Annotated in this window: 25 protein-coding genes; 24 read left to right on the top strand and 1 reads right to left on the bottom strand. The window is 36.9% G+C overall.

All coding sequences use genetic code 11. The features are described 5' to 3' along the window. Nucleotides 1-39 precede the first annotated feature (39 nt). Nucleotides 40-315: a transition state genes transcriptional regulator AbrB gene (locus RUH95_RS20510; RefSeq protein ID WP_313894770.1), complete on the bottom strand. Its 276-nt coding sequence runs from the start codon at nucleotides 313-315 to the stop codon at nucleotides 40-42. Nucleotides 316-667: 352 nt separating this feature from the next. On the opposite strand from RUH95_RS20510, the gene metG reads away from it, so the two are divergent. The 24 genes from metG (at nucleotide 668) to RUH95_RS20390 (ending at nucleotide 23,891) form a co-directional block, all read left to right on the top strand. Beyond that, on the top strand, nucleotides 668-2,620 hold the full coding sequence (gene metG, locus RUH95_RS20505; protein WP_313894769.1) for a methionine--tRNA ligase: 1,953 nt from the start codon (nucleotides 668-670) through the stop codon (nucleotides 2,618-2,620). A 165-nt stretch (nucleotides 2,621-2,785) separates the two neighbouring features. Continuing rightward, nucleotides 2,786-3,556 (top strand): TatD family hydrolase, encoded by a 771-nt coding sequence (locus RUH95_RS20500; protein WP_313894768.1) that lies wholly within the window; start codon nucleotides 2,786-2,788, stop codon nucleotides 3,554-3,556. A 132-nt stretch (nucleotides 3,557-3,688) separates the two neighbouring features. Beyond that, on the top strand, nucleotides 3,689-4,891 hold the full coding sequence (locus tag RUH95_RS20495) for a resuscitation-promoting factor (RefSeq protein ID WP_313894767.1): 1,203 nt from the start codon (nucleotides 3,689-3,691) through the stop codon (nucleotides 4,889-4,891). Nucleotides 4,892-4,978: 87 nt separating this feature from the next. Next, nucleotides 4,979-5,539 (top strand): ribonuclease M5, encoded by a 561-nt coding sequence (rnmV, locus tag RUH95_RS20490; RefSeq protein WP_313894766.1) that lies wholly within the window; start codon nucleotides 4,979-4,981, stop codon nucleotides 5,537-5,539. 3 nt (nucleotides 5,540-5,542) lie between these two features. After that, nucleotides 5,543-6,421 (top strand): 16S rRNA (adenine(1518)-N(6)/adenine(1519)-N(6))-dimethyltransferase RsmA, encoded by an 879-nt coding sequence (gene rsmA, locus RUH95_RS20485; RefSeq protein ID WP_313894765.1) that lies wholly within the window; start codon nucleotides 5,543-5,545, stop codon nucleotides 6,419-6,421. Nucleotides 6,422-6,575: 154 nt separating this feature from the next. Further along, nucleotides 6,576-6,839: a biofilm formation stimulator Veg gene (veg, locus tag RUH95_RS20480; protein WP_313894764.1), complete on the top strand. Its 264-nt coding sequence runs from the start codon at nucleotides 6,576-6,578 to the stop codon at nucleotides 6,837-6,839. Nucleotides 6,840-6,963: 124 nt separating this feature from the next. Further along, nucleotides 6,964-7,140 carry a small, acid-soluble spore protein, alpha/beta type gene (locus tag RUH95_RS20475; RefSeq protein WP_313894763.1) on the top strand — a complete coding sequence of 59 codons (177 nt, stop codon included), beginning with the start codon at nucleotides 6,964-6,966 and terminating at the stop codon, nucleotides 7,138-7,140. A 168-nt stretch (nucleotides 7,141-7,308) separates the two neighbouring features. Continuing rightward, entirely contained in the window at nucleotides 7,309-8,175 is an 867-nt protein-coding gene (gene ispE, locus RUH95_RS20470; protein WP_313894762.1) for a 4-(cytidine 5'-diphospho)-2-C-methyl-D-erythritol kinase, read from the top strand. Nucleotides 8,176-8,230: 55 nt separating this feature from the next. Next, a complete protein-coding gene (purR, locus tag RUH95_RS20465) occupies nucleotides 8,231-9,082 on the top strand; it encodes a pur operon repressor (RefSeq protein ID WP_313894761.1) in 852 nt (283 codons plus the stop codon). Beyond that, nucleotides 9,060-9,431 carry a RidA family protein gene (locus tag RUH95_RS20460; protein WP_313894760.1) on the top strand — a complete coding sequence of 124 codons (372 nt, stop codon included), beginning with the start codon at nucleotides 9,060-9,062 and terminating at the stop codon, nucleotides 9,429-9,431. The genes purR and RUH95_RS20460 overlap by 23 nt, the downstream gene beginning before the upstream one ends. Before the next feature lie 161 nt (nucleotides 9,432-9,592). Beyond that, nucleotides 9,593-9,880 carry a septation regulator SpoVG gene (gene spoVG, locus RUH95_RS20455; RefSeq protein ID WP_313894759.1) on the top strand — a complete coding sequence of 96 codons (288 nt, stop codon included), beginning with the start codon at nucleotides 9,593-9,595 and terminating at the stop codon, nucleotides 9,878-9,880. A 231-nt stretch (nucleotides 9,881-10,111) separates the two neighbouring features. Then, nucleotides 10,112-11,476, top strand: a complete 1,365-nt coding sequence (gene glmU, locus RUH95_RS20450) for a bifunctional UDP-N-acetylglucosamine diphosphorylase/glucosamine-1-phosphate N-acetyltransferase GlmU (protein WP_313894758.1) — start codon at nucleotides 10,112-10,114, stop codon at nucleotides 11,474-11,476. Between the two features lie 24 nt (nucleotides 11,477-11,500). After that, nucleotides 11,501-12,460, top strand: coding sequence for a ribose-phosphate diphosphokinase (locus tag RUH95_RS20445; protein ID WP_313894757.1), 960 nt, complete (start codon nucleotides 11,501-11,503; stop codon nucleotides 12,458-12,460). Between the two features lie 131 nt (nucleotides 12,461-12,591). Beyond that, nucleotides 12,592-13,182, top strand: a complete 591-nt coding sequence (locus RUH95_RS20440) for a 50S ribosomal protein L25/general stress protein Ctc (RefSeq protein WP_313894756.1) — start codon at nucleotides 12,592-12,594, stop codon at nucleotides 13,180-13,182. Between the two features lie 175 nt (nucleotides 13,183-13,357). Then, nucleotides 13,358-13,921: an aminoacyl-tRNA hydrolase gene (gene pth, locus RUH95_RS20435; protein ID WP_313894755.1), complete on the top strand. Its 564-nt coding sequence runs from the start codon at nucleotides 13,358-13,360 to the stop codon at nucleotides 13,919-13,921. Nucleotides 13,922-13,966: 45 nt separating this feature from the next. Then, entirely contained in the window at nucleotides 13,967-14,197 is a 231-nt protein-coding gene (locus RUH95_RS20430; protein WP_313894754.1) for an anti-sigma-F factor Fin, read from the top strand. A gap of 96 nt (nucleotides 14,198-14,293) precedes the next feature. After that, complete coding sequence (mfd, locus tag RUH95_RS20425; RefSeq protein ID WP_313894753.1) at nucleotides 14,294-17,827, top strand: transcription-repair coupling factor; 3,534 nt, start codon at nucleotides 14,294-14,296, stop codon at nucleotides 17,825-17,827. Between the two features lie 86 nt (nucleotides 17,828-17,913). Further along, a complete protein-coding gene (gene spoVT, locus RUH95_RS20420) occupies nucleotides 17,914-18,450 on the top strand; it encodes a stage V sporulation protein T (protein WP_313894781.1) in 537 nt (178 codons plus the stop codon). A 757-nt stretch (nucleotides 18,451-19,207) separates the two neighbouring features. After that, on the top strand, nucleotides 19,208-20,818 hold the full coding sequence (locus tag RUH95_RS20415) for a putative polysaccharide biosynthesis protein (protein ID WP_313894752.1): 1,611 nt from the start codon (nucleotides 19,208-19,210) through the stop codon (nucleotides 20,816-20,818). Between the two features lie 12 nt (nucleotides 20,819-20,830). After that, nucleotides 20,831-22,288 carry a bifunctional methyltransferase/pyrophosphohydrolase YabN gene (yabN, locus tag RUH95_RS20410; protein WP_313894751.1) on the top strand — a complete coding sequence of 486 codons (1,458 nt, stop codon included), beginning with the start codon at nucleotides 20,831-20,833 and terminating at the stop codon, nucleotides 22,286-22,288. A 7-nt stretch (nucleotides 22,289-22,295) separates the two neighbouring features. Continuing rightward, on the top strand, nucleotides 22,296-22,586 hold the full coding sequence (locus tag RUH95_RS20405; protein ID WP_313894750.1) for an RNA-binding S4 domain-containing protein: 291 nt from the start codon (nucleotides 22,296-22,298) through the stop codon (nucleotides 22,584-22,586). A gap of 87 nt (nucleotides 22,587-22,673) precedes the next feature. Continuing rightward, a complete protein-coding gene (gene yabP / locus RUH95_RS20400; protein WP_313894749.1) occupies nucleotides 22,674-22,976 on the top strand; it encodes a sporulation protein YabP in 303 nt (100 codons plus the stop codon). Further along, entirely contained in the window at nucleotides 22,973-23,506 is a 534-nt protein-coding gene (gene yabQ, locus RUH95_RS20395; RefSeq protein WP_313894748.1) for a spore cortex biosynthesis protein YabQ, read from the top strand. Before yabP ends, yabQ begins: the two co-directional genes overlap by 4 nt. Beyond that, nucleotides 23,496-23,891 carry an FtsB family cell division protein gene (locus RUH95_RS20390; RefSeq protein WP_313894747.1) on the top strand — a complete coding sequence of 132 codons (396 nt, stop codon included), beginning with the start codon at nucleotides 23,496-23,498 and terminating at the stop codon, nucleotides 23,889-23,891. The genes yabQ and RUH95_RS20390 overlap by 11 nt, the downstream gene beginning before the upstream one ends. Nucleotides 23,892-24,046 lie beyond the last annotated feature (155 nt).

Genomic DNA, 24,046 nt, shown 5'->3' with positions numbered 1-24,046 from the left:
CATCCGTATACTCAACTGAGAATACGGATGCTTTACATATTACTTAAGGTTGTTTTGAATTTCTTTAATAAGTAATTCTGCACCTTCTGGGCTTAGAATTAACTTACCATTAACAAGACGTAGGTTATCATCTGATACTTCACCAGTAACCGCACAAGTCATGTTAGGCATATATTTTTTAAGAATAATTTTGTCATCATCAACGTAGATTTCAAGTGCGTCCTTCTCTGCAATACCTAATGTGCGACGAAGTTCGATCGGAATAACTACGCGTCCTAATTCATCAACTTTACGAACAATACCTGTAGATTTCATGATAAATTTTCTCCTCTCAAGAGTGCATATTTTTTCGTCAAAATTCGACATAGACCTCTTATCTGTCTATTATCATACCAAGTACTACCATTTACGTCAATAATTAAATCTTAAAAAATGCGATGTTTTTATTAATTAAATGATAATTTCGTATTTTAATAGTAAAAAGATGACTTATGTTTTAAAGAAAGTTGTTATTTTGATATATTAACAATTTTTTTGATATATTTAGCTAATCAAAAATAATTCGACAATATTCTTAAAGTATACTTACGATTAATTAATTGAAACAAGTACTTCGTTTAGATAGAATAGAGTATAAAGTAGATTTAACATTGGAGGCATTTTTACATTGAAAGATCAAAACAAGACATTTTATTTAACAACACCGATATATTATCCAAGTGGAAAATTTCATATTGGCACTGCTTATACAACGGTAGCTTCTGATGCAATGGCACGCTATAAAAGGCTAAGAGGCTATGATGTGCGCTTCTTAACAGGAATGGATGAGCACGGTCAAAAGATTCAGGAAAAAGCACAAGAGGCTGGTATGGAACCGCAAGCATATGTGAATGAAATTGCGGAAACGGCTAAAAAAGTATGGGCTTTAATGGATATTTCTTATGATGATTTTATCCAAACAACGGAAGAGCGTCATAAAAAAAGCGTGGAGAAGATTTTCCAAAAGTTTTTAGATAATGGGGATGTATATAAAGGGGAGTACGAAGGTTGGTACTGTACACCATGTGAATCTTTTTATACAGAATCACAATTAGATAATGGAAATTGTCCAGATTGTAATCGTCCTGTTCATAAAGTAAAAGAGGAATCGTATTTCTTTAATATGAAGAAGTATGCAGATCGTTTGTTAGCTTATTATGAGAATAATGTAGAGTTTATCGAGCCCGAGTCAAGAAAGAATGAAATGATTAATAACTTTATCAAACCAGGTTTAGAAGATCTGTCTGTATCTAGAACGTCGTTCGACTGGGGAATTCGTGTTCCAGGAGATGCCAAGCATGTTATTTACGTTTGGGTGGATGCGTTAACAAATTATATTACCTCATTAGGATATCTTTCAGAAGACGATACATTATTCAAAAAGTATTGGCCGGCAGATGTTCATGTTGTCGGAAAGGATATTGTACGCTTCCATACGATTTACTGGCCGATTTTCTTAATGGCATTAGATTTACCACTGCCTAAAAAAGTATTTGCTCATGGATTTATCATGATGAAAGATGGAAAAATGTCTAAATCCAAAGGAAATGTTGTATATCCAGAAATGTTGGTAGAACGCTATGGTCTTGACGCAGCACGTTATTTCCTATTACGTGAGCTTCCATTTGGACAAGACGGTGTATTTTCCCCAGAGACTTTTGTGGAGCGCACAAACTTTGATTTAGCGAATGATCTTGGGAACTTGTTAAACCGAACAGTTTCGATGATTAATAAATACTTTGATGGGAAAATCCCAGTACAACAAGGAGAAGCAACAGAATTCGATGCTGTGCTCCATGAGTTTGCAAAAGAAATAGTTACAAAGTATGAAACGAGTATGGAGAAAATGCAATTTAGCGTTGTTCTAGGTGAGCTATGGGCTTTGGTGTCTCGTACGAATAAATATATCGATGAAACACAACCATGGGTACTTGCAAAAGAAGAGGCAACACAAGGTCAGCTAGCGGCAGTTATGACTAATTTAGCAGAAAGCTTACGTCAAATTGCAACACTTCTTCAGCCGTTTATGACGAAAAGTCCAAAAGAGATTGTTAAGCAACTTGGGTTAACAGAAGATTTATTAAACTGGGATCTTTTAGGTTCATTTAACGTAATCAAAGACGGAACAGAAGTAATAAAAACAGGCGTACCAATCTTCCCACGATTAGATGTAGAAGTAGAGGTAGCATATATTCGTGACCAAATGCGCGGATCTGTAAAAACGCCGCAAGAAGAAGTGGAAGAAGAGCCGCAAGCAGAAGAAATTTCTATTGATGATTTCTTTAAAGTAGACTTACGTGTAGCGACAGTAATAGAGTGTGAGTCAATTCCAAAAGCGGATAAATTACTGAAGTTACAACTTGATATGGGGTATGAAAAGCGTCAAGTTGTGTCTGGAATCGCGAAATATTACAAACCAGAAGAGCTTATCGGTAAAAAAGTAATTGTAGTTGCGAATTTAAAACCGGTAAAACTTAGAGGAGAATTATCTCAAGGGATGATTCTTGCTGGTGAAAAAGACGGCTATTTAACATTAGCATCTGTAGATGAAAAACTTGAAAATGGTGCACAAGTAAAATAATTAGCACTTTTTTGCAGTAAAATAGGCCTGTCGCTTAAATGTGACGGGCCTTTTTGAATGAATAATATTGTGAAATAATATATGCCACTATACAATAAACCTATTTTTGTATGTGGCTGATAAAAATGTCAATTAAAATCAGCGAACACTAAAGGAGAAAACACTATGTATATAGATACACATGTTCATTTAAACGCAGATCAATATGATGAGGATATCCAAGAAGTAATAGATAGAGCATTAGAAGCAAAAGTTTCTAAAATGGTCGTTATAGGATTCGATCGAAAGACAATTGAAAGAGCGATGAAATTAGCAGAAGACTATTCATTTATTTACGCAGTAATTGGTTGGCATCCAGTAGATGCAATAGATTGCACAGAAGAAGATTTACAATGGATAGAAGAATTAGCAGCGCATGAAAAAGTAGTTGGCATCGGAGAAATGGGATTAGATTATTATTGGGATAAATCACCGAAAGATGTTCAGCAAGCAGTATTTCGTAAACAAATTCGTCTGGCGCAAAAAGTAAATTTACCGATTATTATTCATAACCGAGACGCGACGGAAGATGTACTTCGAATTTTACAAGAAGAAGAAGCATATTTAACAGGTGGAATTATGCATTGCTTCGGTGGAAGTGTAGAAACAGCTAGGCAATGTATCGATATGAATTTTATGATTTCTTTAGGGGGACCGGTAACATTTAAAAATGCTGTAAAGCCAAAAGAAGTTGCGACGGAAATTCCGTTGGAGTATTTATTGATCGAAACAGATGCACCTTATTTAGCACCACATCCTCATCGGGGAAAAAGAAATGAGCCGGCACTCGTAACGCTTGTCGCAGAAGAGATTGCACGCCTAAAAGGAATTTCTATTGAGCAAGTAGCAAGAGAAACTACGAACAACGCAAACAATTTTTTCCGTCTAAATGATTAAAAAAAAGAAAACATACCATACTGGGAATATAGGAAACTTTTCACACCTTGGAATAGTTAGATTAGTCCTAAAGTGTTGACAAGAAGGAAAGTACTCTATATAATCACTCGAGTGAACAAGGAGGCGTTTTTCATGTCAAATAATACCATGAAGAACCTGTTCTTTCATTCATTGAGGAGCAAGCAAACACTAGTAACATTAGCATCTTTACTATTGTTTCTTGCAGTGGTTTCTTTCGTTTTATACGAAGGAACAAAGAAAACTGTTGCATTAACAGTGAACGGCGAACAACAAGAATTTTTAACTCATGCAAATACAGTTGGGGAATTACTAGAGCAAAAAAATATAGTAGTTGCCAACGAAGATTATTTACAACCCTCAGTGAACACTTCTATCGAAAATAATTTATCGATTGAGTGGGAGCAGGCAAGACAAATAGAAATCACGGTGAATGGAGAAACTCAAACAATCTCTACAACTGCTGATTTAGTTTCAGAAGTACTAGCAAAGGCTAATGTTCAAACAATAGAACATGATGCAATAACACCTGCTGCGGATGCAGAGGTTGGACCTGATAACAAAATTGCAATCGAAAAAGCATTTGAATTAACGCTTATTGACGGCAAGGAAGAGATGAAGGTATGGTCCACTTCGAATACGGTCGCTGACTTTTTAAAACAACATAACATTCAATTGAATGAATTCGACCGAGTTGAACGGGAAATGGATGAAGTATTACTTCCTAATTCTGTAATACAAGTAGTGCGAGTAGAAAAGGTCACCGATGTAGTTGAGGAAGAAACAAACTTTGCAGTAGAAACGAAAAAAGACAGCTCGCTACTTAAAGGGAAAGAAAAAATTGTGCAAGCGGGAGAAAAAGGATCTGTTTCGCGAACTTATGAAGTTGTAAGTGAAAACGGTGAGGAAGTTGCACGTAATCTGATCAGTGAAAAGATTACGAAAGAACCAACGAAAAAAGTTGTAGCAGTAGGTTCAAAAGTGGTGACAGCAAGTGTATCTCGTGGAACGTCAGCTCCAGCAGGTGGCACTGAGTTTTATGTGACTGCAACAGCGTATACTGCTTATTGTAATGGATGTTCTGGTACAACAAAGACTGGTATTAACTTAAAAGCTAATCCAGATTTAAAAGTTATTGCAGTAGATCCAAGTGTTATTCCATTAGGCTCAAAAGTATGGGTAGAAGGCTATGGCTATGCGGTAGCTGGAGATACTGGTGGGGCAATTAAAGGCAATAAAATTGATCTATTTATGCCATCTAAATCGCAAGCATATGATTTTGGGCGTAAAAAAGTACGTATAAAAGTATTAAATTAGTTTCCTATAGCTTCCCTATCATTGATTGGGGAAGCTTTTTTGCGTTATGATAGAAAGCAGTAGAAGGATAGAAAAGAGGAAGTTTATTTGCGAATAAAAGAAGTGGTAGTTGTAGAAGGAAAAGACGACACAACAGCCGTAAAACGATCTGTTGAAGCAGATACAATTGAAACGAATGGGTCTGCTATTTCGAAAGAGACGCTGATTCAAATTCAACATGCACAGGATAAAAGAGGAGTCATTGTGTTTACGGATCCAGATTACCCTGGAAGGCGTATACGCGCAATTATAGAAGAGCATGTTCCAGGAGTGAAGCATGCGTTTTTATCAAAGGAAAAAACAATTGCTAAAAATGGGAAGGGTTTAGGCATTGAGCATGCAAAGGACGAAGATATTCGGAGCGCGCTTGCTAATGTATACACACCGAAGTCTGAAACAGATATAACAGAAGATATCCCACTTGATATTTTAGTGGTAGGGAAACTTATTGGGCACCCAAATGCCAAGGCACGAAGAACAATGCTTGGAGAATTATTGAAAATAGGCTATACGAATGGGAAGCAACTACACAAACGTCTTTCCGTTTTTCAAATTAGTAAGCAGCAGCTTGAAGAAGCAATCTTGCAGCTCGACTTGGAGGAAAATTAATTTATGCAAAAAGATATTGCAACACCACTACGTACACAAGAAATTTTGAAAAAGTATGGCTTTTCTTTTAAAAAAAGCTTAGGACAAAACTTTTTAATCGACCCAAATATTTTAAGAAATATTGTAGGACACGCAGATCTGACAAAAACGTCTGCAGCAATAGAAATTGGACCAGGGATTGGTGCTTTAACAGAACATTTAGCTAGAGCAGCCGGAAAAGTTGTCGCATTTGAAATTGATCAACGATTATTGCCGGTTTTAGAGGATACATTGTCTCCGTATGACAATATTGATATTATACATTCGGATATATTAGAAGCGGATGTAACGAAAATATTCCAAGAGGAATTAGCGGGTTATGAAGATGTAATGGTAGTCGCTAATTTGCCTTACTATGTGACGACACCTATTTTGTTGAAATTGATCATGGATCGTTTACCTATTCGTGGAATGGTTGTTATGATGCAAAAGGAAGTTGCGGATAGAATTACGGCTTCTCCTGGGACAAAAGAGTATGGGTCTCTTTCTATAGCGATTCAATACTATATGAAGGCAGAAGTGGCTATGATAGTGCCTAAAACCGTTTTTATGCCTCAACCTAATGTAGATTCTGCTGTTATTAAGTTAACGCGTCATGAAACGCCACCGGTGAGTGTAATCGATGAAGATTTCTTGTTTAAAGTTTCAAGAGGATCTTTTGTACAAAGAAGAAAAACAATTATTAATAACTTGCAAACCTCTTTACCGAATGGGAAAGCGAAAAAAGAATTAATCCTACAAGCGCTAGAAAAAGTAAATGTAAACCCTATGCGAAGAGGGGAAACTTTATCTATTGAAGAATTCGGACATCTTGCAGATGAGCTATATCCTCATTTTCATTAATAATACTTGTTACAATATTAGTAATATTTATGAAGGAAAGTGCGGAATTACAAGAATAAATGTGTTGACAAGTGTATGCTTAGATTGTTAAAATAATTTGTTTGACAAAAAAATATGTAGATGGTATACTGGTATTTAGTGAGGTGTAAGCGAAATGCCAAAAACTTTAGCAGATATTAAAAAGTCATTAGATCATCATTTAGGCAAACGTTTGCAGTTAAAAGCAAACGGGGGACGTAAGAAAACAATTGAGCGTGCAGGCATACTAAGAGAAACTTATCATGCTGTGTTCGTTATCGACTTGGATCAAGATGAAAATTCTTTTGAACGTGTATCGTATAGTTATGCAGACATTTTGACAGAAGCAGTAGAAATCACTATTTTTGATGAAGCAAATAATTTGATAGTTGTAAAATGATTTTTTAGAACTTTTATTTTTTATATTTTAAAAAGGCTCCTTTTATTCTTGCGAATAGAAGGAGTTTTTTTCTGTTTGTCGGACATACTATAAAAGCTAGTTGTTCAAGAGGAGGATTCACCAAATGGCTAGAAGAAAAGGGATTATGTCTGATCAATTGAAAGAAGAGATTGCAAAAGATCTTGGATTTTATGAGGTAGTCAAAACTGAGGGCTGGGGTGGCATAAGATCACGTGATGCGGGAAATATGGTGAAACGAGCAATTGAAATGGCTGAGCAACAAGCGAAAAGACCTGAGTAAATCTTGTGAAGTTCCATTGATGGAATATACTATACGTATACGTTTAAACGGGATATTATAAATCGAAAGCAACTAGCAGGCGGAGAAATCCGCCTTTTCTTATTTTTCCAAACAGAAAGTACTGTGGTAAAATAGGGAACAGTATAATTTTGAAAAGGAGCAGATGAAATGTATTATGTTAAAGCACCTGCCAAAATAAATCTAACACTTGATGTATTACATAAACGTCCAGACGGTTATCACGAAGTTGAAATGATTATGACGACAGTAGATTTATCAGACCGTATTGGATTAGAAATAAGAGAAGATGGACAAATACATATTTTATCGGTAGACCGTTTTGTTCCAAATGATCATCGAAATTTGGCTTATCAAGCAGCTAAAATATTAAAAGAAATGTATCGTGTGAAATCAGGTGTTTCGATTACAATTGAAAAGCATATCCCGGTGGCAGCGGGACTAGCTGGTGGTAGTAGCGATGCTGCCGCTACTTTAAGAGGATTAAATACACTTTGGGGTCTAGGGCTATCACTAGATCAACTAGCACAAATAGGGACAAAAATAGGTTCTGATGTCGCATTTTGTGTGTATGGTGGAACAGCTCTTGCGACTGGTAGAGGAGAAAAAATTCAAGAACTCCCTTCACCTGCTAACTGTTGGGTAATTCTTGCGAAACCAGTACTCGGAGTTTCTACAGCAGACATTTATGGGAATTTAAAAATAGATCAAATTGTACATCCAAATACGAAACAAATGATTGAAGCAATTGAAACGAAAAACTTTGAACAAATGTGTGCATCAGTTGGAAATGTTTTAGAAGATGTTACGTTAAAGTTATATCCGGAAGTAGCCGGGTTGAAAGAGCAAATGCAAAAGTTTGGAGCAGATGCCGTGTTAATGAGTGGTAGTGGACCAACTGTATTCGGATTAGTTTACCAAGAATCGAGAGTACAAAGAATTTATAATGGACTTCGTGGCTTTTGTGATGAAGTTTATGCTGTTCGATTAGTTGGTGAACGGGATACACTTGCTTAAACACGTATAATTGTGTTAAGTTTTCTATAAAATATTCGTGTTTGGAGGTGACCGTATGAAATGGAAAAGAAGTGAACGATTAGTAGATATGACGCAATATCTAATGGAGCATCCACATAAACTAATTCCGTTAACATTTTTCGCATCTTTATATGAATCAGCTAAATCATCTATTAGTGAAGATTTGACGATTGTGAAAGAAACGTTTGAAGAAAGAGGAAGAGGACTGCTTGTAACTGTCCCTGGAGCAGCTGGTGGCGTGAAGTTTATTCCGACAATGACAAATGAAGATGTAAAAAAAGTGGCGGCAGATTTAATTGAACAGCTTACTAAAGCAGAGCGCCTTTTGCCAGGTGGTTATTTATACATGACGGATTTGCTCGGAAATCCTGCTCTTATGAATAAAATCGGAAAGGTTTTTGCTTCTGCGTTTGCAAATGAAAAAATAGATGCAATTATGACGGTTGCAACAAAAGGTATTCCTATTGCACATGCTATTGCAAGACATTTAAATGTACCGGTCGTAGTGGTGCGTAGAGACAGCAAAGTAACAGAAGGTCCAACTGTCAGTATTAACTACGTATCTGGCTCTGCACGACGTATCCAGACGATGGTTCTTTCGAAAAGAAGTATGGAAAAAGGTCAACGTGTGTTAATAACGGATGACTTTATGAAAGTCGGCGGAACGATTAATGGTATGAAGAGTTTACTGGAAGAGTTTAATTGTGAATTAGCGGGGATTGCAGTGCTAGTAGAGGCGGAACATGCGGATGAACAGTTAGTACTCGATTATTTATCACTAGTGAAATTACATGAAGTGAATGAAAAAGATGGTACAATTGCTTTGACGGAAGGTAATTATTTCGAGAAGGGTGGAAAATCAGATGAAAACAATATCAACAACTAATGCTCCTGCAGCTATTGGTCCATATGTACAAGGAGTAGTCGTTAATGGCATGTTTTATAGTTCAGGACAAATCCCATTAACTGCCCAAGGCGAAGTAGTAGAAGGCTCTATTACAGAACAAACAGCGCAAGTATTTGCTAATTTAGATGCAGTGCTTACAGAAGCAGGTTCTTCTTTATCTAAAGTAGTTAAAACATTAGTGTTTTTAAAAGATATGAATGATTTTGCCGAATTTAACGAAGCGTATGAAAAGCATTTTGCTGGTCATAAGCCAGCTCGTTCTGCTGTTGAGGTAGCGAGATTACCAAAGGATGTAAAAGTAGAAATAGAAGTCATTGCAATTGTATAACTAGCTAAAGCATATTTCCTTCGGGAGATATGCTTTTTTCTTTCGGAAAAATAAATTTAAAATATTTAGAAAACTTTCGAAAGAAAAGAAGGATATTCATTAGTTTTGTTGAATAATCAGTGAGAGAGATTTTTGCAACCAAGATGAGAGGTGGTGAGGAAATGGAAGTTACTGACGTGAGATTGCGTAAGGTACTAACAGATGGTCGTATGAGAGCGATCGCTTCCATTACACTGGACAACGAGTTTGTTGTACATGATATTCGAGTAATTGATGGAAATGCAGGTTTATTTGTTGCCATGCCGAGTAAAAGAACTCCGGATGGAGAATTTAGAGACATCGCGCATCCTATAAATCCGGGAACGCGAACGAAAATTCAAGAAGCAGTTTTATATGCGTATCATTTAAGTAGTGATCAAGAAGAACCAATAGAGGAAGCTAGTTATTGATTAGTAGATTAGCTATAAGCTATTTGAAAAATCTAGAGGTTACTGCTAAAGTATAATTGGATAAATTAGATTAAAAACCATTTCCATATTGCGGAAATGGTTTTTAATATGAAAAAAATAATTATAATACTTGTTTTGTCATGTATTTGTCAAGAGATATTTCCTTGAAAAATCGTGTCATTTCCGCTATAGTCAAAAGAGGAAATTAGCCCACTGGAGGGAAAACGGAAAATGACAAACACCTATGCGGTGGTTTTAGCAGCTGGTAAAGGAACTCGTATGAAGTCAAGTTTATATAAAGTACTGCACCCTGTGTGTGGGAAGCCCATGGTAGAGCATGTTGTAGAAAACATGGAAAAGCTAGGTGTAGAGAAAATCGTTACGATTGTCGGTCATGGAGCAGAAATTGTTCAAAGTGAACTAGGTGATAGAAGTGAATATGCACTTCAAGCAGAGCAACTAGGTACAGCACATGCAGTTTTACAAGCAGAAAAAATGATTGCAAATCTTTCGGGAACAACGATTGTGATATGTGGAGATACTCCGCTTATTTCTGCTGAAACGATGCAGCAGTTATTAGATCACCACAAAAAAACAGGTGCAAAGGCAACTATTTTAACTGCAATTGCGAATGACCCAACTGGGTATGGAAGAATTATTCGTACAGCAGACGGTAACGTAAACAGCATTGTAGAGCAAAAAGAAGCGTCATCAGAAGAACAACTTGTGAAAGAGATTAACTCCGGAACATACTGCTTTGATAATGAAGCATTATTTAAGTCACTGAAGTTAGTAACAAATGAAAATGCACAAGGGGAATATTACCTTCCAGATGTAATTGGTATTCTTCAAAAAGAAGATGCGATTATTTCAGCATTTACAGCAACTGATTTTGATGAAATTCTTGGAGTAAACGATCGCATTGCATTGTCACAAGCAGAGCAAACGATGCGAGCACGTATTGCACAGCATCATATGCGAGAAGGTGTGACAATTATTGATCCTCAAAATACATATATTAGCTCTGATGCAATTATCGGTGCTGATACGGTTATCCAACCGGGTGTAATTATTGAAGGAAAAACAGTAATTGGTGAAAATTGTACGATTGGTCCGAATAGCCATATCGTTTCAAGTACAATTGGAAATGGTACGACGATTCATTCATCCGTTGTGTTATCAAGCGAAGTGGGAGATCATACGGCAATTGGACCATTTGCGCATATCCGACCACAATCTGAAGTTGGAAATGATGTGAAAATCGGTAACTTTGTTGAAGTGAAAAAGTCTACAGTAGGCAATGGTAGTAAAATTTCTCATTTAAGTTATATGGGAGATGCATCGATTGGCTCGAATGTGAACGTTGGATGTGGAACTATAACAGTGAACTATGATGGAAAAAATAAATTCGTTACGACAATCGAAGACGATGCATTTATTGGTTGTAATTCAAATCTAATTGCACCAGTTACGATCGGTAAAAAAGGATATGTCGCAGCAGGTTCTACAATTACGAAAGATGTACCAGCAGATGCACTTGCCATTGGCCGTGTGCGTCAAGAAAATAAAGATGGCTATGCCAAAAAACTAAACTAATATAACCCACTCAGGAGGACTATCATGTCATATCAATACGCAGATTCAAAACTAAAGATTTTTACTTTAAATTCTAATAAGGAACTTGCTGAAGAAATTGCAGCAGAAGTAGGTGTTCCTCTTGGGAAAAGTACTGTAACAAGATTTAGTGACGGGGAAGTTCAAATCAATATTGAAGAAAGTATCCGTGGCTGTGACGTATTTATCGTGCAATCAACTTCAGGTCCTGTAAATGAGCATATTATGGAATTATTAATCATGCTAGATGCTGTGAAACGTGCTTCAGCACGTACAGTAAGTGTAGTATTACCTTACTATGGTTATGCTCGACAAGACAGAAAAGCACGTGCTCGTGAGCCAATTACGGCTAAATTAGTTGCAAATTTATTGACAACTGCAGGAGCTACTCGTGCAATCTTACTTGATCTGCATGCACCTCAAATTCAAGGGTTCTTTGATATTCCAATCGACCATTTAGTGGCAGAACCAATCTTATCTGAGTATTTCTTAACTAAAAACTTTGATCCAGCAGAAATCGTTATCGTATCACCGGACCACGGTGGGGTTACGCGCGCTCGTAAAATGGCAGATCGCTTAAAAGCATCTATCGCTATTATTGATAAGCGTCGTCCACGTCCAAACGTTGCAGAAGTAATGAATATCGTTGGTAATGTAGAAGGCAAAACGGCTATTCTAATTGATGATATTATTGACACTGCAGGTACTATTTCTATTGCTGCACAAGCATTGATGGAAAGCGGAGCGAAAGAAGTTTATGCATGCTGCACACACCCAGTATTATCAGGTCCAGCAATCGAGCGTATTGATAACTCAGTTATTAAAGAACTAGTTATTACGAATTCTATTCAATTAACAGAAGATAAGTCTTCTCCGAAAATTAAAGAATTATCGGTAGCAAAATTATTAAGTGATGCAATTGTACGTGTGTATGAAGAGAAATCAGTAAGCACACTATTTGATTGATTGTAAACTTTTTGTGATGTAGTAATAGCCAAGAGTAGAATATAAATAGGCTATTTCCATCATAAATGTTTGAAACTTCCTAAAAGCGGGTATACATCTAAATAGTTACCTAATTAGGAGGGTGAAAGTAAATGAGTACAATCGTTAAGGCACAAAAGCGTGAACATAAAGATAATGCACATTTAAGGAAAAGTGGATTTATCCCGGCGGTAGTCTACGGCTTCCAAATGGAGTCTCAAGCAATAGCAGTGGATGAAAAAGACTTAGCGAAAACCCTTCGTGAAGTTGGTCGTAATGGTGTCATGAAGCTAGAAGTAGAAGGAAATTCTCTTAACGTAGTGATGAGTGACTATCAAATGAACATATTAAAGGGTCAGATGATTCATGTAGACTTTTTGGCGATCAATATGAAGGAAGAGTTAGAAGTAAGTGTGATTGTAAATGTAACTGGCGATTCAATGGGAGTTTCGGAAGGTGGAATGCTCCAACAACCGAATCGAGAAGTGATCATTGCAGTGAAACCATCTGATATTCCAGAAAGTATAGATGTAGATGTATCTGAACTTGTGATTGGCGATACTTTAACGGTTGCAGATATACGAAGTAAAACAAATTTCACAATCATTAACGAAGATGAATATACATTAGTAACTGTATCCGCTCCTCGTGTAGAACCGGAAACAGAAGCTGAGTCAGAAGAAACAACAACAGTAGAAGAATAAAAGTAGAGAGATTGTCTTTTGACAATCTTTTTTCTTTTTTACTGACAAGATGGATACACGAAAAGTGTCCGCCGTAGTGGAAATCAACGGTTTATTTCAGGCATAAGTCGCTTGTACTTTTTTTATTTGGTTATGGTAAAATGAACAGAAATACGTATTAAAGGAATGGAAATGAATGAAAATCATTATTGGTCTTGGAAATCCAGGAAAACAGTATGAAGCAACGAGACATAATATCGGATTTCATGTAATTGATGAACTTGCAAATCGTTTAAATATACCACTTACACAATCGAAGTTTAATGGGATGTACGGAATTTCTCATGTAGGAACGGAAAAAGTGATGCTATTAAAACCGTTAACGTATATGAACTTATCAGGTGAATGTATTGTGCCAATGATGGATTACTTTGATGTCGAGGACGAAGAAATCGTCGTTATTTACGATGACTTAGACTTACAGGTAGGCAAGCTCCGCCTGCGACAAAAAGGAAGTGCAGGAGGGCATAATGGCATTAAATCAATTATTCAACATTTAGGGACACAAGAATTTAATCGAATTCGAATTGGCGTTGATCGTCCTACAAATGGGATGAAAGTTCCGGATTATGTGTTGTCTAAGTTTAGTGATGATGAAAAAATAGATATTTCAAATGCTGTGAAAAAAAGTGCCGATGCTTGTGAGCTATGGTTGTCGAAAAGCTTTTTAGAAGTAATGAATACTTATAATGGTGCATAATTTTTGAGTGAAATACCTATACTTCCTAAAAAGGAGGTTTTAGGCATGACCATTCGCTATAAATGCCGTCATTGTGAAACAGAGATTGGACAATTGCCATTTGATTCAATTGATGAACAGTTTTTATTGAAAAATGATATTACACCTGAAGAACAAGATATGTATATAGAGCACGGCACTGAAGGGAATTATACGATACAGTGTATTTGTGAAGAATGTCAAAATTCACTACAAAAGTTCCCTAATTATTACGCATTGAAAAAGTGGATACAGTAAAGTTGCTTTGGCACGATTTCGTGCACAAAGCCTTTTTACTGTTTGAATATGGTGTAGTTACATAGTTTCGCATATTTCTTAGAACGGGGGGTTGAAATGGAGCTTTTAAGCAATTTATTGATCGAAGATGTGCATATACAAAAGCTAGTGAAAGAATTAGAGAAAGGACAGGATCAGCAGCTGATTACTGGATTGTCAGGAAGTGCAAGGGCAGTTTTTAGTAAGATGCTCTATAGCGCGCGTAAAAAATCTATTTTAATTGTGACACCTAATTTATTGCATGCACAAAAGCTAACTGAGGATTTAGTGAAGTTAATCGGGGAAGAGTTAGTGCGTTTATATCCTGCGGATGAGCTAATTGCTGCCGATATTTCGATAACAAGTCCAGAGCTTCGAGCGCAACGTATTGAAGCATTGGATCATATGTTAACAAAGAAAAATGGGGTGTACATAGTTCCTATCGCAGGCTTGAAAAAGCATATGCCAAGCGTACAAGATTGGCGTGAAAGTACTATCTCGATAGCTGAAGGCGAAGAAATAATATTAGAAACTCTGCTGCTACGTCTAGTGAATATGGGGTATGTACGACAGCCTATGGTTACTTCCCCAGGTGAATTTGCTTTAAGAGGCGGTATAGTAGATATTTATCCACTATATGTGGAGCATCCTATTCGTATCGAATTATTTGATACCGAAGTAGATTCGATTCGAACATTTTCTGCTGAGGATCAGCGCTCCTTAGAAAAACTAAAAAATATTCGCCTTTTACCAGCAACAGAATACGTGTTAACAGAAGGTAAAAAGGCATTACTTGCACATAAGTTAGAAGAATCATTAGCAGAAAGCTTAAAAAAAGTAAAAGTCACGGAAATAAAAGATTTATTTTATCAAAATATCCAACACGATATTGAATTGTTAAAGCAAGGAGAACAACCGAGAGAGTTCATGAAATATGTTTCTTTGCTAGAAGCTAGTAATAACTTTTTAGGGGATTATTTCGACCAAGAAGGCATTGTACTATTCGATGAACTTGGAAGAATTCAAGAAGTAACTGAAACATTAGAACGAGAGGAAAATGATTGGTTTTTAGCTTTGCTTGAAGAAGGAAAAACGGTTCATAATGTGAAGCCATCCTTCAGTTTAAAAGAAATTATTCAAATGCTTTCAAACGAAAAGTTATACTTATCGTTATTTTCACGTACTTTTTCTGGTGTGACGATTAAAAAGAATGTTAGTTTTTCCTGTAAACCAATGCAAAACTTTCATGGACAAATGCATTTATTAAAAAATGAAGTAGAGCGTTTTGTACAAGGGAAGTTTCGAGTCGTTATTTTAGCAGATGGAAAAGAGCGAGTACAAAAGGTTCATACTGTTTTAGAAGACTATGAAATAGTTTCAAAGATTGGTGCATCGACGGATGATTTAAGTAATCCCGGCATTTACATTGTAGATGGAGACTTAGAGGCTGGTTTTGAATTGCCACTTCAAAGGATCGCTGTTATTACAGATGCCGAATTATTTAAGCAAAAGCATAAGAAAAAGGCAAGAGCACAAAAAGTATCAAATGCGGAAAGAATTAAAAGTTATTCGGAAATAAAACCCGGCGACAATGTCGTGCATATCCATCACGGTATAGGGAAATACATTGGAATAGAAACACTTTTAATAAATGGAATCCATAAGGATTATTTGCATATTCGTTACCGCGGTGAAGATAAACTATTTGTTCCTGTGGATCAAATTGACCTCATTCAAAAATATGTTGCTTCAGGAGAAAGAGATCCAAAGCTTCATAAATTAGGCGGAGCCGATTGGAAGAAAACAAAAATAAAAGTATCAGCAGCCGTACAAGATATTGCGGATGAGTTAATAAAACTTTATGCGAAGCGAGAGTCTGAGGTAGGTTATGCATTTGAACCAGATGGAGATATGCAACAATCTTTTGAAGCTGCTTTCCCTTACGAAGAAACAGAGGATCAGCTTCGTTCTATTCAAGAAGTAAAACAAGATATGGAACGTCCAAGGCCAATGGATCGCTTAATCTGTGGTGATGTAGGCTACGGGAAGACAGAAGTAGCTATTCGTGCAGCGTTTAAAGCAGTAATGGAAGGGAAGCAAGTTGCTTTTCTATGTCCGACAACTATTCTTGCTCAACAACACTACGAAACAATGCTAGAGCGCTTTCAAGATTTTCCGATAGAAGTTGGCTTACTTAGCCGTTTCCGCTCTAAAAAACAGCAAGCAGAAACTGTTAGTGGGTTGAAAAAAGGTATGGTTGATGTAGTTATTGGGACACATCGTATTTTATCGAAAGACGTTATCTATCACGATTTAGGGCTTCTTGTGGTCGATGAAGAGCAGCGATTTGGAGTAAAACATAAAGAAAAGATTAAGCACTTAAAAACAAACGTAGACGTTATGACATTAACAGCGACACCTATTCCACGTACATTGCATATGTCGATGATTGGTGTGCGTGATTTGTCCGTTATTGAAACGCCACCTAAAAACCGTTTTCCTGTGCAAACATATGTAATGGAGTTTAATGGTTCATTAGTTCGAGAAGCGATAGAAAGAGAACTAGCAAGAGGAGGACAGGCATTTTATTTATATAATCGCGTAGAAGATATTACGCGAAAAGTAGATGAAATCCAAATGCTTGTTCCAAGTGCAAGAGTTGGTTTTGCGCATGGACAAATGGCTGAAACAGAGCTTGAGTCCGTAATCATTAGCTTTTTGGAAGGCGAATATGATGTGTTAGTTACAACAACAATTATTGAAACAGGTATAGACATACCAAATGTAAATACACTTATTATTCACGATGCGGATAAAATGGGATTGTCTCAACTTTATCAATTACGTGGTCGTGTAGGACGTTCTAATCGAGTTGCCTATGCGTATTTAATGCATCAAAGAGATAAGGTATTAACGGATGTTGCAGAAAAAAGATTACAAGCGATTAAAGAGTTTACAGAGCTTGGATCAGGCTTTAAAATTGCGATGCGTGATTTATCTATCCGAGGAGCTGGGAACTTATTAGGTTCGCAGCAGCATGGGTTTATTGATTCGGTCGGGTTTGATTTATACACGCAAATGTTAGAAGAAGCGATTGAAGAAAAACGTACTGGAATTAAAAAAGAAGATATCGTGGATCTTGAAATTATGTTATCTACAGATGCTTATATTTCAGATGAATATATTCCAGATGGCAATCAAAAGATTCAAATGTACAAACGTGTGAAAGCGATGGATAAAGAAGAAGAATTTTTTGATCTCGTAGATGAATTGCAAGACCGTTTTGGAGATCTTCCACTGGAAGCGGAAAAGTTACTTCGAATTGCGCGTATGAAAATTTGGGGGAAAGCGACAGGTGTGGAGTCGATTAAAGAAGTAAATAAAATCGTTTCTATTCGTTTTGATGCAGAAGGTTCACAAAATATAAATGGTGCGATGCTTGTAGAAAAATCAATGGTTTATGGACGTGCGGTTGGATTTGGTATGGATAACGCTAATTTAGTTATGACAATAGATGAGCGAAAAACAGGTAAGTTTAATGCATTTGATGTGTTAGAAGCAATGATGAAGTTGTTGCCAGAAGCTAAAAAAGAAATACTTGAAGCGAATTAGCATTTTGCATATTTTTTGGTAATGTGATGCATACTATGGCAGAAATGAACTTTAGTTTCCAATCTGTCGAAAGTGAGGCACATTACATGAAAGCAACAGGCATCGTACGTCGTATTGATGATTTAGGTAGGGTCGTTATTCCAAAAGAAATACGTCGAACACTTCGTATCCGTGAAGGAGATCCATTGGAAATTTTTACGGATAGAGAAGGGGAAGTCATTTTAAAAAAGTATTCTCCTATTAGTGAACTTAGTGAGTTTGCCAAGGAGTATGCTGAAACTTTATATGAAACGCTTGGAACGCCTGTATTAATAAGTGATCGAGATGAAATGATTGCGGTGGCAGGCCTATCGAAAAAAGATTATATGAACAGAAGGCTTAGTCCCGATGTTGAAGAAATTGTTAGCAAGAGATCAATTGTGTCGGAGAAGCTAGAAAACTCTATTGAATGGGTTCCGGGGGTATTTGAGTCCGTAAAGTCTTATTGTATTGCACCAATTATTGCGTCAGGCGATCCAATTGGAGCAGTCTTCTTGCTTTCGAAAGTTCATTTTATAGGGGAAGCAGAATTAAAAGCTGTTGAAACAGCAGCGAATTTTCTTGCTAAACAAATGGAAAGTTAGAAGAAAGCCTTTCTCAATTGAGAAAGGCTTTTTTGCATTGATTAGAAAATATATGAAAATGTAGCATGAACACAGGGTTTACAGTGTCTATAGAGAGGAAGCGGGTATAAGGATGGGGAGAGTGGATTTCGTTACAAGCGGACGCGTTCGGTGGGCACGGCTTCAGCCGCTTCCCTCCCGTCGCTCAGTCCAGGGTCTTCAGCTCGCGCTTTTCCACCCGAGTCTCCGCTTTTCACTACATCCATCTTGCTTATTGGAGTGTATTTATGTTCTTCCTACTCAACTATTTTCATGTAAGAGGAAGAGAAAAAAGTTCATGGGCACCTCTAGTTAGAAATAGACCGACAATTTTCGTACGAAGTAAATTTGTTTCCTACTTCTCCACTTTATGTTCAAATGTAGAAGTGTCGCTTTATAAAAATCTACAGAGAGCCGGCAAAATTGAATCTTTGGCTGCCTTCAAAGCATATAGAAATTACTTGCTTCTTCTATTGCCAAAAGTATTAAATTACTTAGCTCTAAAGTTTCTGGCGAGCGGAGGGCGAACATTTGCCCTACGATGACCGATTAAATGCTTGTTGGAAGCGGCGCAGCCACTTCCAACAAGCTATAATAATTTCTCCGTTCATCTTATAGCCCAATGCAAAGCCTAGAGTGAACTGGAAACTACGTTGCTAATGTGTCCTGGTTTTTAAAGGACGCAACCGCATTTCTTATGTATAATAGATGCATTGCTGGATGGAAGAAGGATTTGTGTATGAGTCAGGAATGGAATATGAAAACGTATATGAAAGGTGCGGCTATGTTAACGGTCGCAGCAGTCATTGTGAAGTTGCTTAGTGTAATTTATCGTGTGCCTTTTCAAAACTTGGTTGGAGATGAAGGTTTTTATATTTACCAACAAGTATATCCTTTCATCGGAATTATTACGACGTGGACTTCTTATGGATTTGCGGTAGCATTGTCGAAAATATTATCAGATTATAAAGCATCAGGAAAATCGGATGCAGTACCTAAAATTTTGCAAATTGCTTTTATTTATATTGGCATTATATCCATTATATTTTTTCTGTTTTTGTTTTTTGGAGCTGATTTGATAGCAGGAGCTATGGGAGATGCGGAATTAGCGCGCTTATTAAAAGTGGGGGCGTATGTCATTTTGTTAATGCCGATGCTTGCTGTTTTAAAAGGAGAGTTTCAGTCGGATGGTCGGATGGGGCCGGTTGCTTATGCGCAAGTTGTGGAACAGGCTGTTCGAGTATCTGTTATTTTATTAGGAACATGGATTGTTGTTTCGAATAGTTTGGATTTATACAAAGCTGGGAGCATGGCGATGTATGGAGCGGTCGCTGGAGAGCTTGCCGGAGTTGTGTTTCTTTCGTATATGTATTGGAAAAAAACGATACATAAAAAATTGGATAATTCTAAACAACTTGTACCGGTTTGGCGCATTGTGAAAGATTTGACGATGATTAGCGTAAGTGTAAGTATTAGCGCACTGCTGTTTTTATTCATGCAGCTTGTTGATTCTTTCACCGTTTTTCAAATGCTATTAGAAAATGGGATGGAGAAGCAGCAAGCGATGGAGCTGAAAGGAATTTATGACCGAGGGCAACCGCTTGTACAATTAGGTATTGTTATTGCATCTACTCTATCTCTTGCAATCGTACCGTTAATTGCGCACCAGATGAATAAAGAAAAGGGTAGAACGGCTATTCCGTTTATGCAACTAACTTACCGTGTTGCTTTTACATTTGGAATAGCGGCAGCGCTTGGGCTAATAACAGTGCTTCCATTTGTGAATGAAATGCTGTTTCAAACGCGGGAAGAATCAGCTGCATTAATGGTATTCTCGTTTCAGATTGTGTGGATGTCTTTAATCCTAACGTTAATGGCGATGCTACAAGGAAGTGGAAAAGTAAAACTTCCAACGATCATTTTACTGCTTGGAGTATGTAGTAAATGGCTATTAAATGGTATGCTTATAGCAACATATGGTGTAATGGGCGCAGCCATTGCAGGGAACATTAGCTTAGCGATTGTATTTTTATGTATGTTTTATTATTTTAAAAAAGTCTGGAATATTCGATTTGCATCTCTTGCTTTTTACAAAGGTATTGGGATTGCGTCGTTTATGATGATCATATGTGTGACAGCCTATGTATGGTTGGCAGATGCCGTGTTATTCGGTAGTTTGCCGAGTCGCATTCAGTCAGTAGTTATTTCTCTTAGTGCCGTAACATTAGGGGCGACACTATTTTTAACAATTATTGCAAAAAGACGTGTTATTGCAGAGAAAGAGTGGTTTTTATTGCCATTTGGCAGAAGAATGGCTACTTTTCAGCTTTGGTTGAATAAAGAAAAGTAAGGTTGTGAGCAGATGAATGAAATTACAGTTATTGGTCTCGGAGCAAGTGATTTGGATCAGTTGCCTCTAGGTATATATAAAAAACTAAAGGCCGCCGAACATTTATACGTTCGTACGGAGCAGCACCCAGTTTTACAAGAATTAAAAACAGAAGGGCTGACTTGGACTAGTTTTGATGCAGTTTATGAAAAAAACGATCAATTTGAAGCCGTGTATGAAGAAATTGTAGAGACGCTTATTCAATTAGCTAAAGACAAATCTATTATATACGCAGTTCCAGGGCATCCATTAGTGGCCGAACAAACGGTGCAACTGCTCATTGAGGCGGAGAAAAAAGGGAAAGTGAAAATTCGCATCGAAGGTGGACAAAGCTTTTTAGATCCTATTTTCGCAGCTTTACGCATCGATCCAATTGAAGGATTTCAGCTGATAGATGGTACAAGTTTTAAACGAGACGATATTCAAATGGGGTCTCATGTATTAATTGGACAAGTGTATGACGCTTTTAGTGCATCGGAAGTTAAACTAACGCTAATGGAAAAATATCCAGATGAATACGAAGTAACAATTGTTACCGCAGCAGGTTCAACGGCCGAAAAATTAACGAAAGTTCCATTGTATGAGTTAGATAGAGTAATGGAATTAGACAATTTAACAACTTTATACGTTCCCCCTATACACGATCAGCAGGACAGACTGAAGGAATGGCAAACGCTTCGTCAAATTGTTGCGGATTTAAGGGGACCTAATGGCTGTCCATGGGATAAAGAGCAATCACATACAACGCTGAAGAAATATGCCGTAGAAGAAGTGTACGAGCTTCTCCAAGCAATTGATGAAGAAGACGACGAGCATATTGTGGAAGAGCTCGGAGATGTGTTATTACAAGTGTTCTTACATGCACAAATCGGGGAAGATGACGGATATTTCAGCATGGAAGATGTACTTCATTCCATTTCGGAAAAAATGATTCGTAGACACCCTCATGTATTTGGAGATATCGTTGCAAATAATACAGAAGAAGTGCTTCACAACTGGCAACAGATTAAATCTGAAGAGAAACGAGATGCCTCGGAGTCACTATTAAATGGAGAGATACGGGCAGATTCTTCTTTGTTAACTTCTTTTAATTATCAAAAGAAAGCAGCAAAAGTAGGCTTTGATTGGCCAAATGTAGCCGGTGCGTGGGAAAAGTTTGAGGAAGAGTTAAGTGAGTGGAAAAAAGAGCTAGAAGACGGCACGAAAGATACACAAGTCGATGAACTAGGCGATATATTATTCACAATCGTAAATTTGGCCCGTTTTTATAATTTGTCTCCAGAACAAGCAATGATTCAGGCAAATGAAAAATTTAAAAGAAGATTTCGCTTTGTTGAATTGAGTGTAAAGCAAGGAAAAGGTGACTTTTCCAGTTATAATTTAGATGAACTCGAGCAATTTTGGCAAGAAGCGAAGAAATTAGAGAGGTAGTGTGGAAATGAGATTAGATAAATTTTTAAAAGTTTCTCGATTGATTAAGCGTAGAACGTTGGCAAAGGAAGTTGCAGATCAAGGAAGAATTACGATTAACGGCAAAGTAGCGAAAGCGAGCTCCGTTGTAAAAGGTGGAGATGAACTGTCGATTCGTTTTGGCCAAAAAGTAGTAACGGCAACGATTGATGCGATTAGAGAATCTGCTAAAAAAGAGGAAGCTGCATCGATGTTCACGATTACAAATGAGGAACGACTTGAGAAAGTTGATCCAGCATTTATTGATGATGAAGATTAAAATTTAATGTAAAAAAGCATGGCAACTGTCATGCTTTTTTTTTATGTGCATACAATGAAATGATAGGACAAGGAGAGGAGAGATTATATGCAATATCAAGCTGAAAATCAAACAATTACTATTCCTTCGGGGGATCATTTAATTTCATTAAGAAATAGAAAGAGAATGGACTTAACATCCGTTAAATCAATTGAGAGATTCGATCAACAAGAGTTTTATGTGAGAACGTCGCAAGGTATTCTTCATATTAAAGGAGAAGAGTTGAAGATTGTTCATTTGGATGTAGATAAAGGTCTTTTGACGTTAGAGGGAGTTGTTCGAACGATGCAGTATGACGATGAGCAGCAGTTAGACGGGGCTAGAGGATTACTTCATAAACTATTCGGATGACACTCTCTCTTCAATTTTCTAGCTTGCTTTTGATGGTTTTAAGCGGAGTATTAATAGGCGCAATCATCGAAATGACAAGATTTTTAACGGGAATTTTTCCGAGACGCTCCGTTGTTTTTAAATATGGTATAGGAATAGAAGTAATTGTTTGGCTGTTGCTTGGATTCGGAACTTTTTACTTATTGTATATTGTGCGGGATGGGATATGGAGAGTATATGATCCTTTAGCGCAAATGGTTGGAATTATTTTGTATGAACAGATCTTTCAACCTGTTTTTCGGCTAGCTGGAAGAATCTTTGTGCGTTTAATCGTAAAGCCTATTTGGTTTATTTTATATACGCTTATTATGATTATTCGTAAAATTTTGCATTTTTTTGTATTAATCATAGGAGCTATTGTCCATCCTTTACTTTTTCCCATTAAAAAAATATGGCATTTGGCACTTCAGAAAAAACAGAACATCCAGTATAATATAAAACACACGAAAAACTTGAAAAAGTCTGATGGGAGAGAGCGAAATGGAAAATAGGCAAAGAAATACATCTGTAGAAAAGCAAATTCCATCTATCAATGCTGACTATGTTCGCTCGGTAGAACGTCAAGACAAGAAGAGTAGAGCGAAGAAGGTTCGTTTGTATAGACGATTAGCTGTTTTTACTGTGATGTCTATTATGGTTATTAGTTTTTTAGTTTCGCAATTAGTTTTGAGTAATAATGCTTTAGATCAAAAAATAGAGCAAAAAGAAAAAGTGGTAGAAGAACTTGCAAAAATACAAGAAGAGCAAGAAATGCTAAGCCTTAAAATATCGAAGTTGAATGATGATGAGTACATTGGCAAGTTATTAAGAAAAGATTATTTTCTTTCAGAAGAAGGAGAAATTATTTTCTCTTTGCCTGAAAGTGACGATAAATAATATAAAAACAGACATACAAAAGAGTAGTCTTATTGACACTCTTTTTTTGTTAGATATAATAAAGGTAGAAGTATGTATGATTACATCATACAAATTCGTTAAGAGTCGCTTAAATTTTAAGGAGGAGCATTTTTTTTATGTCAATTGAAGTAGGC

Origin of the sequence: Psychrobacillus sp. (assembly GCF_032154225.1) — a bacterium.
In the GTDB taxonomy this organism is placed as follows: Bacteria; Bacillota; Bacilli; order Bacillales_A; family Planococcaceae; genus Psychrobacillus.
Note: the sequence above shows the minus strand (reverse complement) of the source record. Positions and strands in the feature narration are given on the sequence as shown.

Excerpts from the sequence above, each read along its gene's own strand:
- RUH95_RS20475 (WP_313894763.1), top strand. The coding sequence starts at position 6,964 with ATGGCTAGAAGAAAAGGGATTATGTCTGATCAATTGAAAGAAGAGATT.
- RUH95_RS20460 (WP_313894760.1), top strand. The coding sequence starts at position 9,060 with ATGAAAACAATATCAACAACTAATGCTCCTGCAGCTATTGGTCCATAT.
- rsmA (WP_313894765.1), top strand. The coding sequence starts at position 5,543 with ATGCAAAAAGATATTGCAACACCACTACGTACACAAGAAATTTTGAAA.
- yabQ (WP_313894748.1), top strand. The coding sequence starts at position 22,973 with ATGACACTCTCTCTTCAATTTTCTAGCTTGCTTTTGATGGTTTTAAGC.
- pth (WP_313894755.1), top strand. The coding sequence starts at position 13,358 with ATGAAAATCATTATTGGTCTTGGAAATCCAGGAAAACAGTATGAAGCA.
- RUH95_RS20495 (WP_313894767.1), top strand. The coding sequence starts at position 3,689 with ATGTCAAATAATACCATGAAGAACCTGTTCTTTCATTCATTGAGGAGC.
- purR (WP_313894761.1), top strand. The coding sequence starts at position 8,231 with ATGAAATGGAAAAGAAGTGAACGATTAGTAGATATGACGCAATATCTA.
- RUH95_RS20390 (WP_313894747.1), top strand. The coding sequence starts at position 23,496 with ATGGAAAATAGGCAAAGAAATACATCTGTAGAAAAGCAAATTCCATCT.
- RUH95_RS20430 (WP_313894754.1), top strand. The coding sequence starts at position 13,967 with ATGACCATTCGCTATAAATGCCGTCATTGTGAAACAGAGATTGGACAA.
- ispE (WP_313894762.1), top strand. The coding sequence starts at position 7,309 with ATGTATTATGTTAAAGCACCTGCCAAAATAAATCTAACACTTGATGTA.
- spoVT (WP_313894781.1), top strand. The coding sequence starts at position 17,914 with ATGAAAGCAACAGGCATCGTACGTCGTATTGATGATTTAGGTAGGGTC.
- yabN (WP_313894751.1), top strand. The coding sequence starts at position 20,831 with ATGAATGAAATTACAGTTATTGGTCTCGGAGCAAGTGATTTGGATCAG.
- RUH95_RS20415 (WP_313894752.1), top strand. The coding sequence starts at position 19,208 with ATGAGTCAGGAATGGAATATGAAAACGTATATGAAAGGTGCGGCTATG.
- glmU (WP_313894758.1), top strand. The coding sequence starts at position 10,112 with ATGACAAACACCTATGCGGTGGTTTTAGCAGCTGGTAAAGGAACTCGT.
- veg (WP_313894764.1), top strand. The coding sequence starts at position 6,576 with ATGCCAAAAACTTTAGCAGATATTAAAAAGTCATTAGATCATCATTTA.
- RUH95_RS20510 (WP_313894770.1), bottom strand. The coding sequence starts at position 315 with ATGAAATCTACAGGTATTGTTCGTAAAGTTGATGAATTAGGACGCGTA.
- RUH95_RS20440 (WP_313894756.1), top strand. The coding sequence starts at position 12,592 with ATGAGTACAATCGTTAAGGCACAAAAGCGTGAACATAAAGATAATGCA.
- RUH95_RS20500 (WP_313894768.1), top strand. The coding sequence starts at position 2,786 with ATGTATATAGATACACATGTTCATTTAAACGCAGATCAATATGATGAG.
- spoVG (WP_313894759.1), top strand. The coding sequence starts at position 9,593 with ATGGAAGTTACTGACGTGAGATTGCGTAAGGTACTAACAGATGGTCGT.
- RUH95_RS20445 (WP_313894757.1), top strand. The coding sequence starts at position 11,501 with ATGTCATATCAATACGCAGATTCAAAACTAAAGATTTTTACTTTAAAT.
- mfd (WP_313894753.1), top strand. The coding sequence starts at position 14,294 with ATGGAGCTTTTAAGCAATTTATTGATCGAAGATGTGCATATACAAAAG.
- RUH95_RS20405 (WP_313894750.1), top strand. The coding sequence starts at position 22,296 with ATGAGATTAGATAAATTTTTAAAAGTTTCTCGATTGATTAAGCGTAGA.
- yabP (WP_313894749.1), top strand. The coding sequence starts at position 22,674 with ATGCAATATCAAGCTGAAAATCAAACAATTACTATTCCTTCGGGGGAT.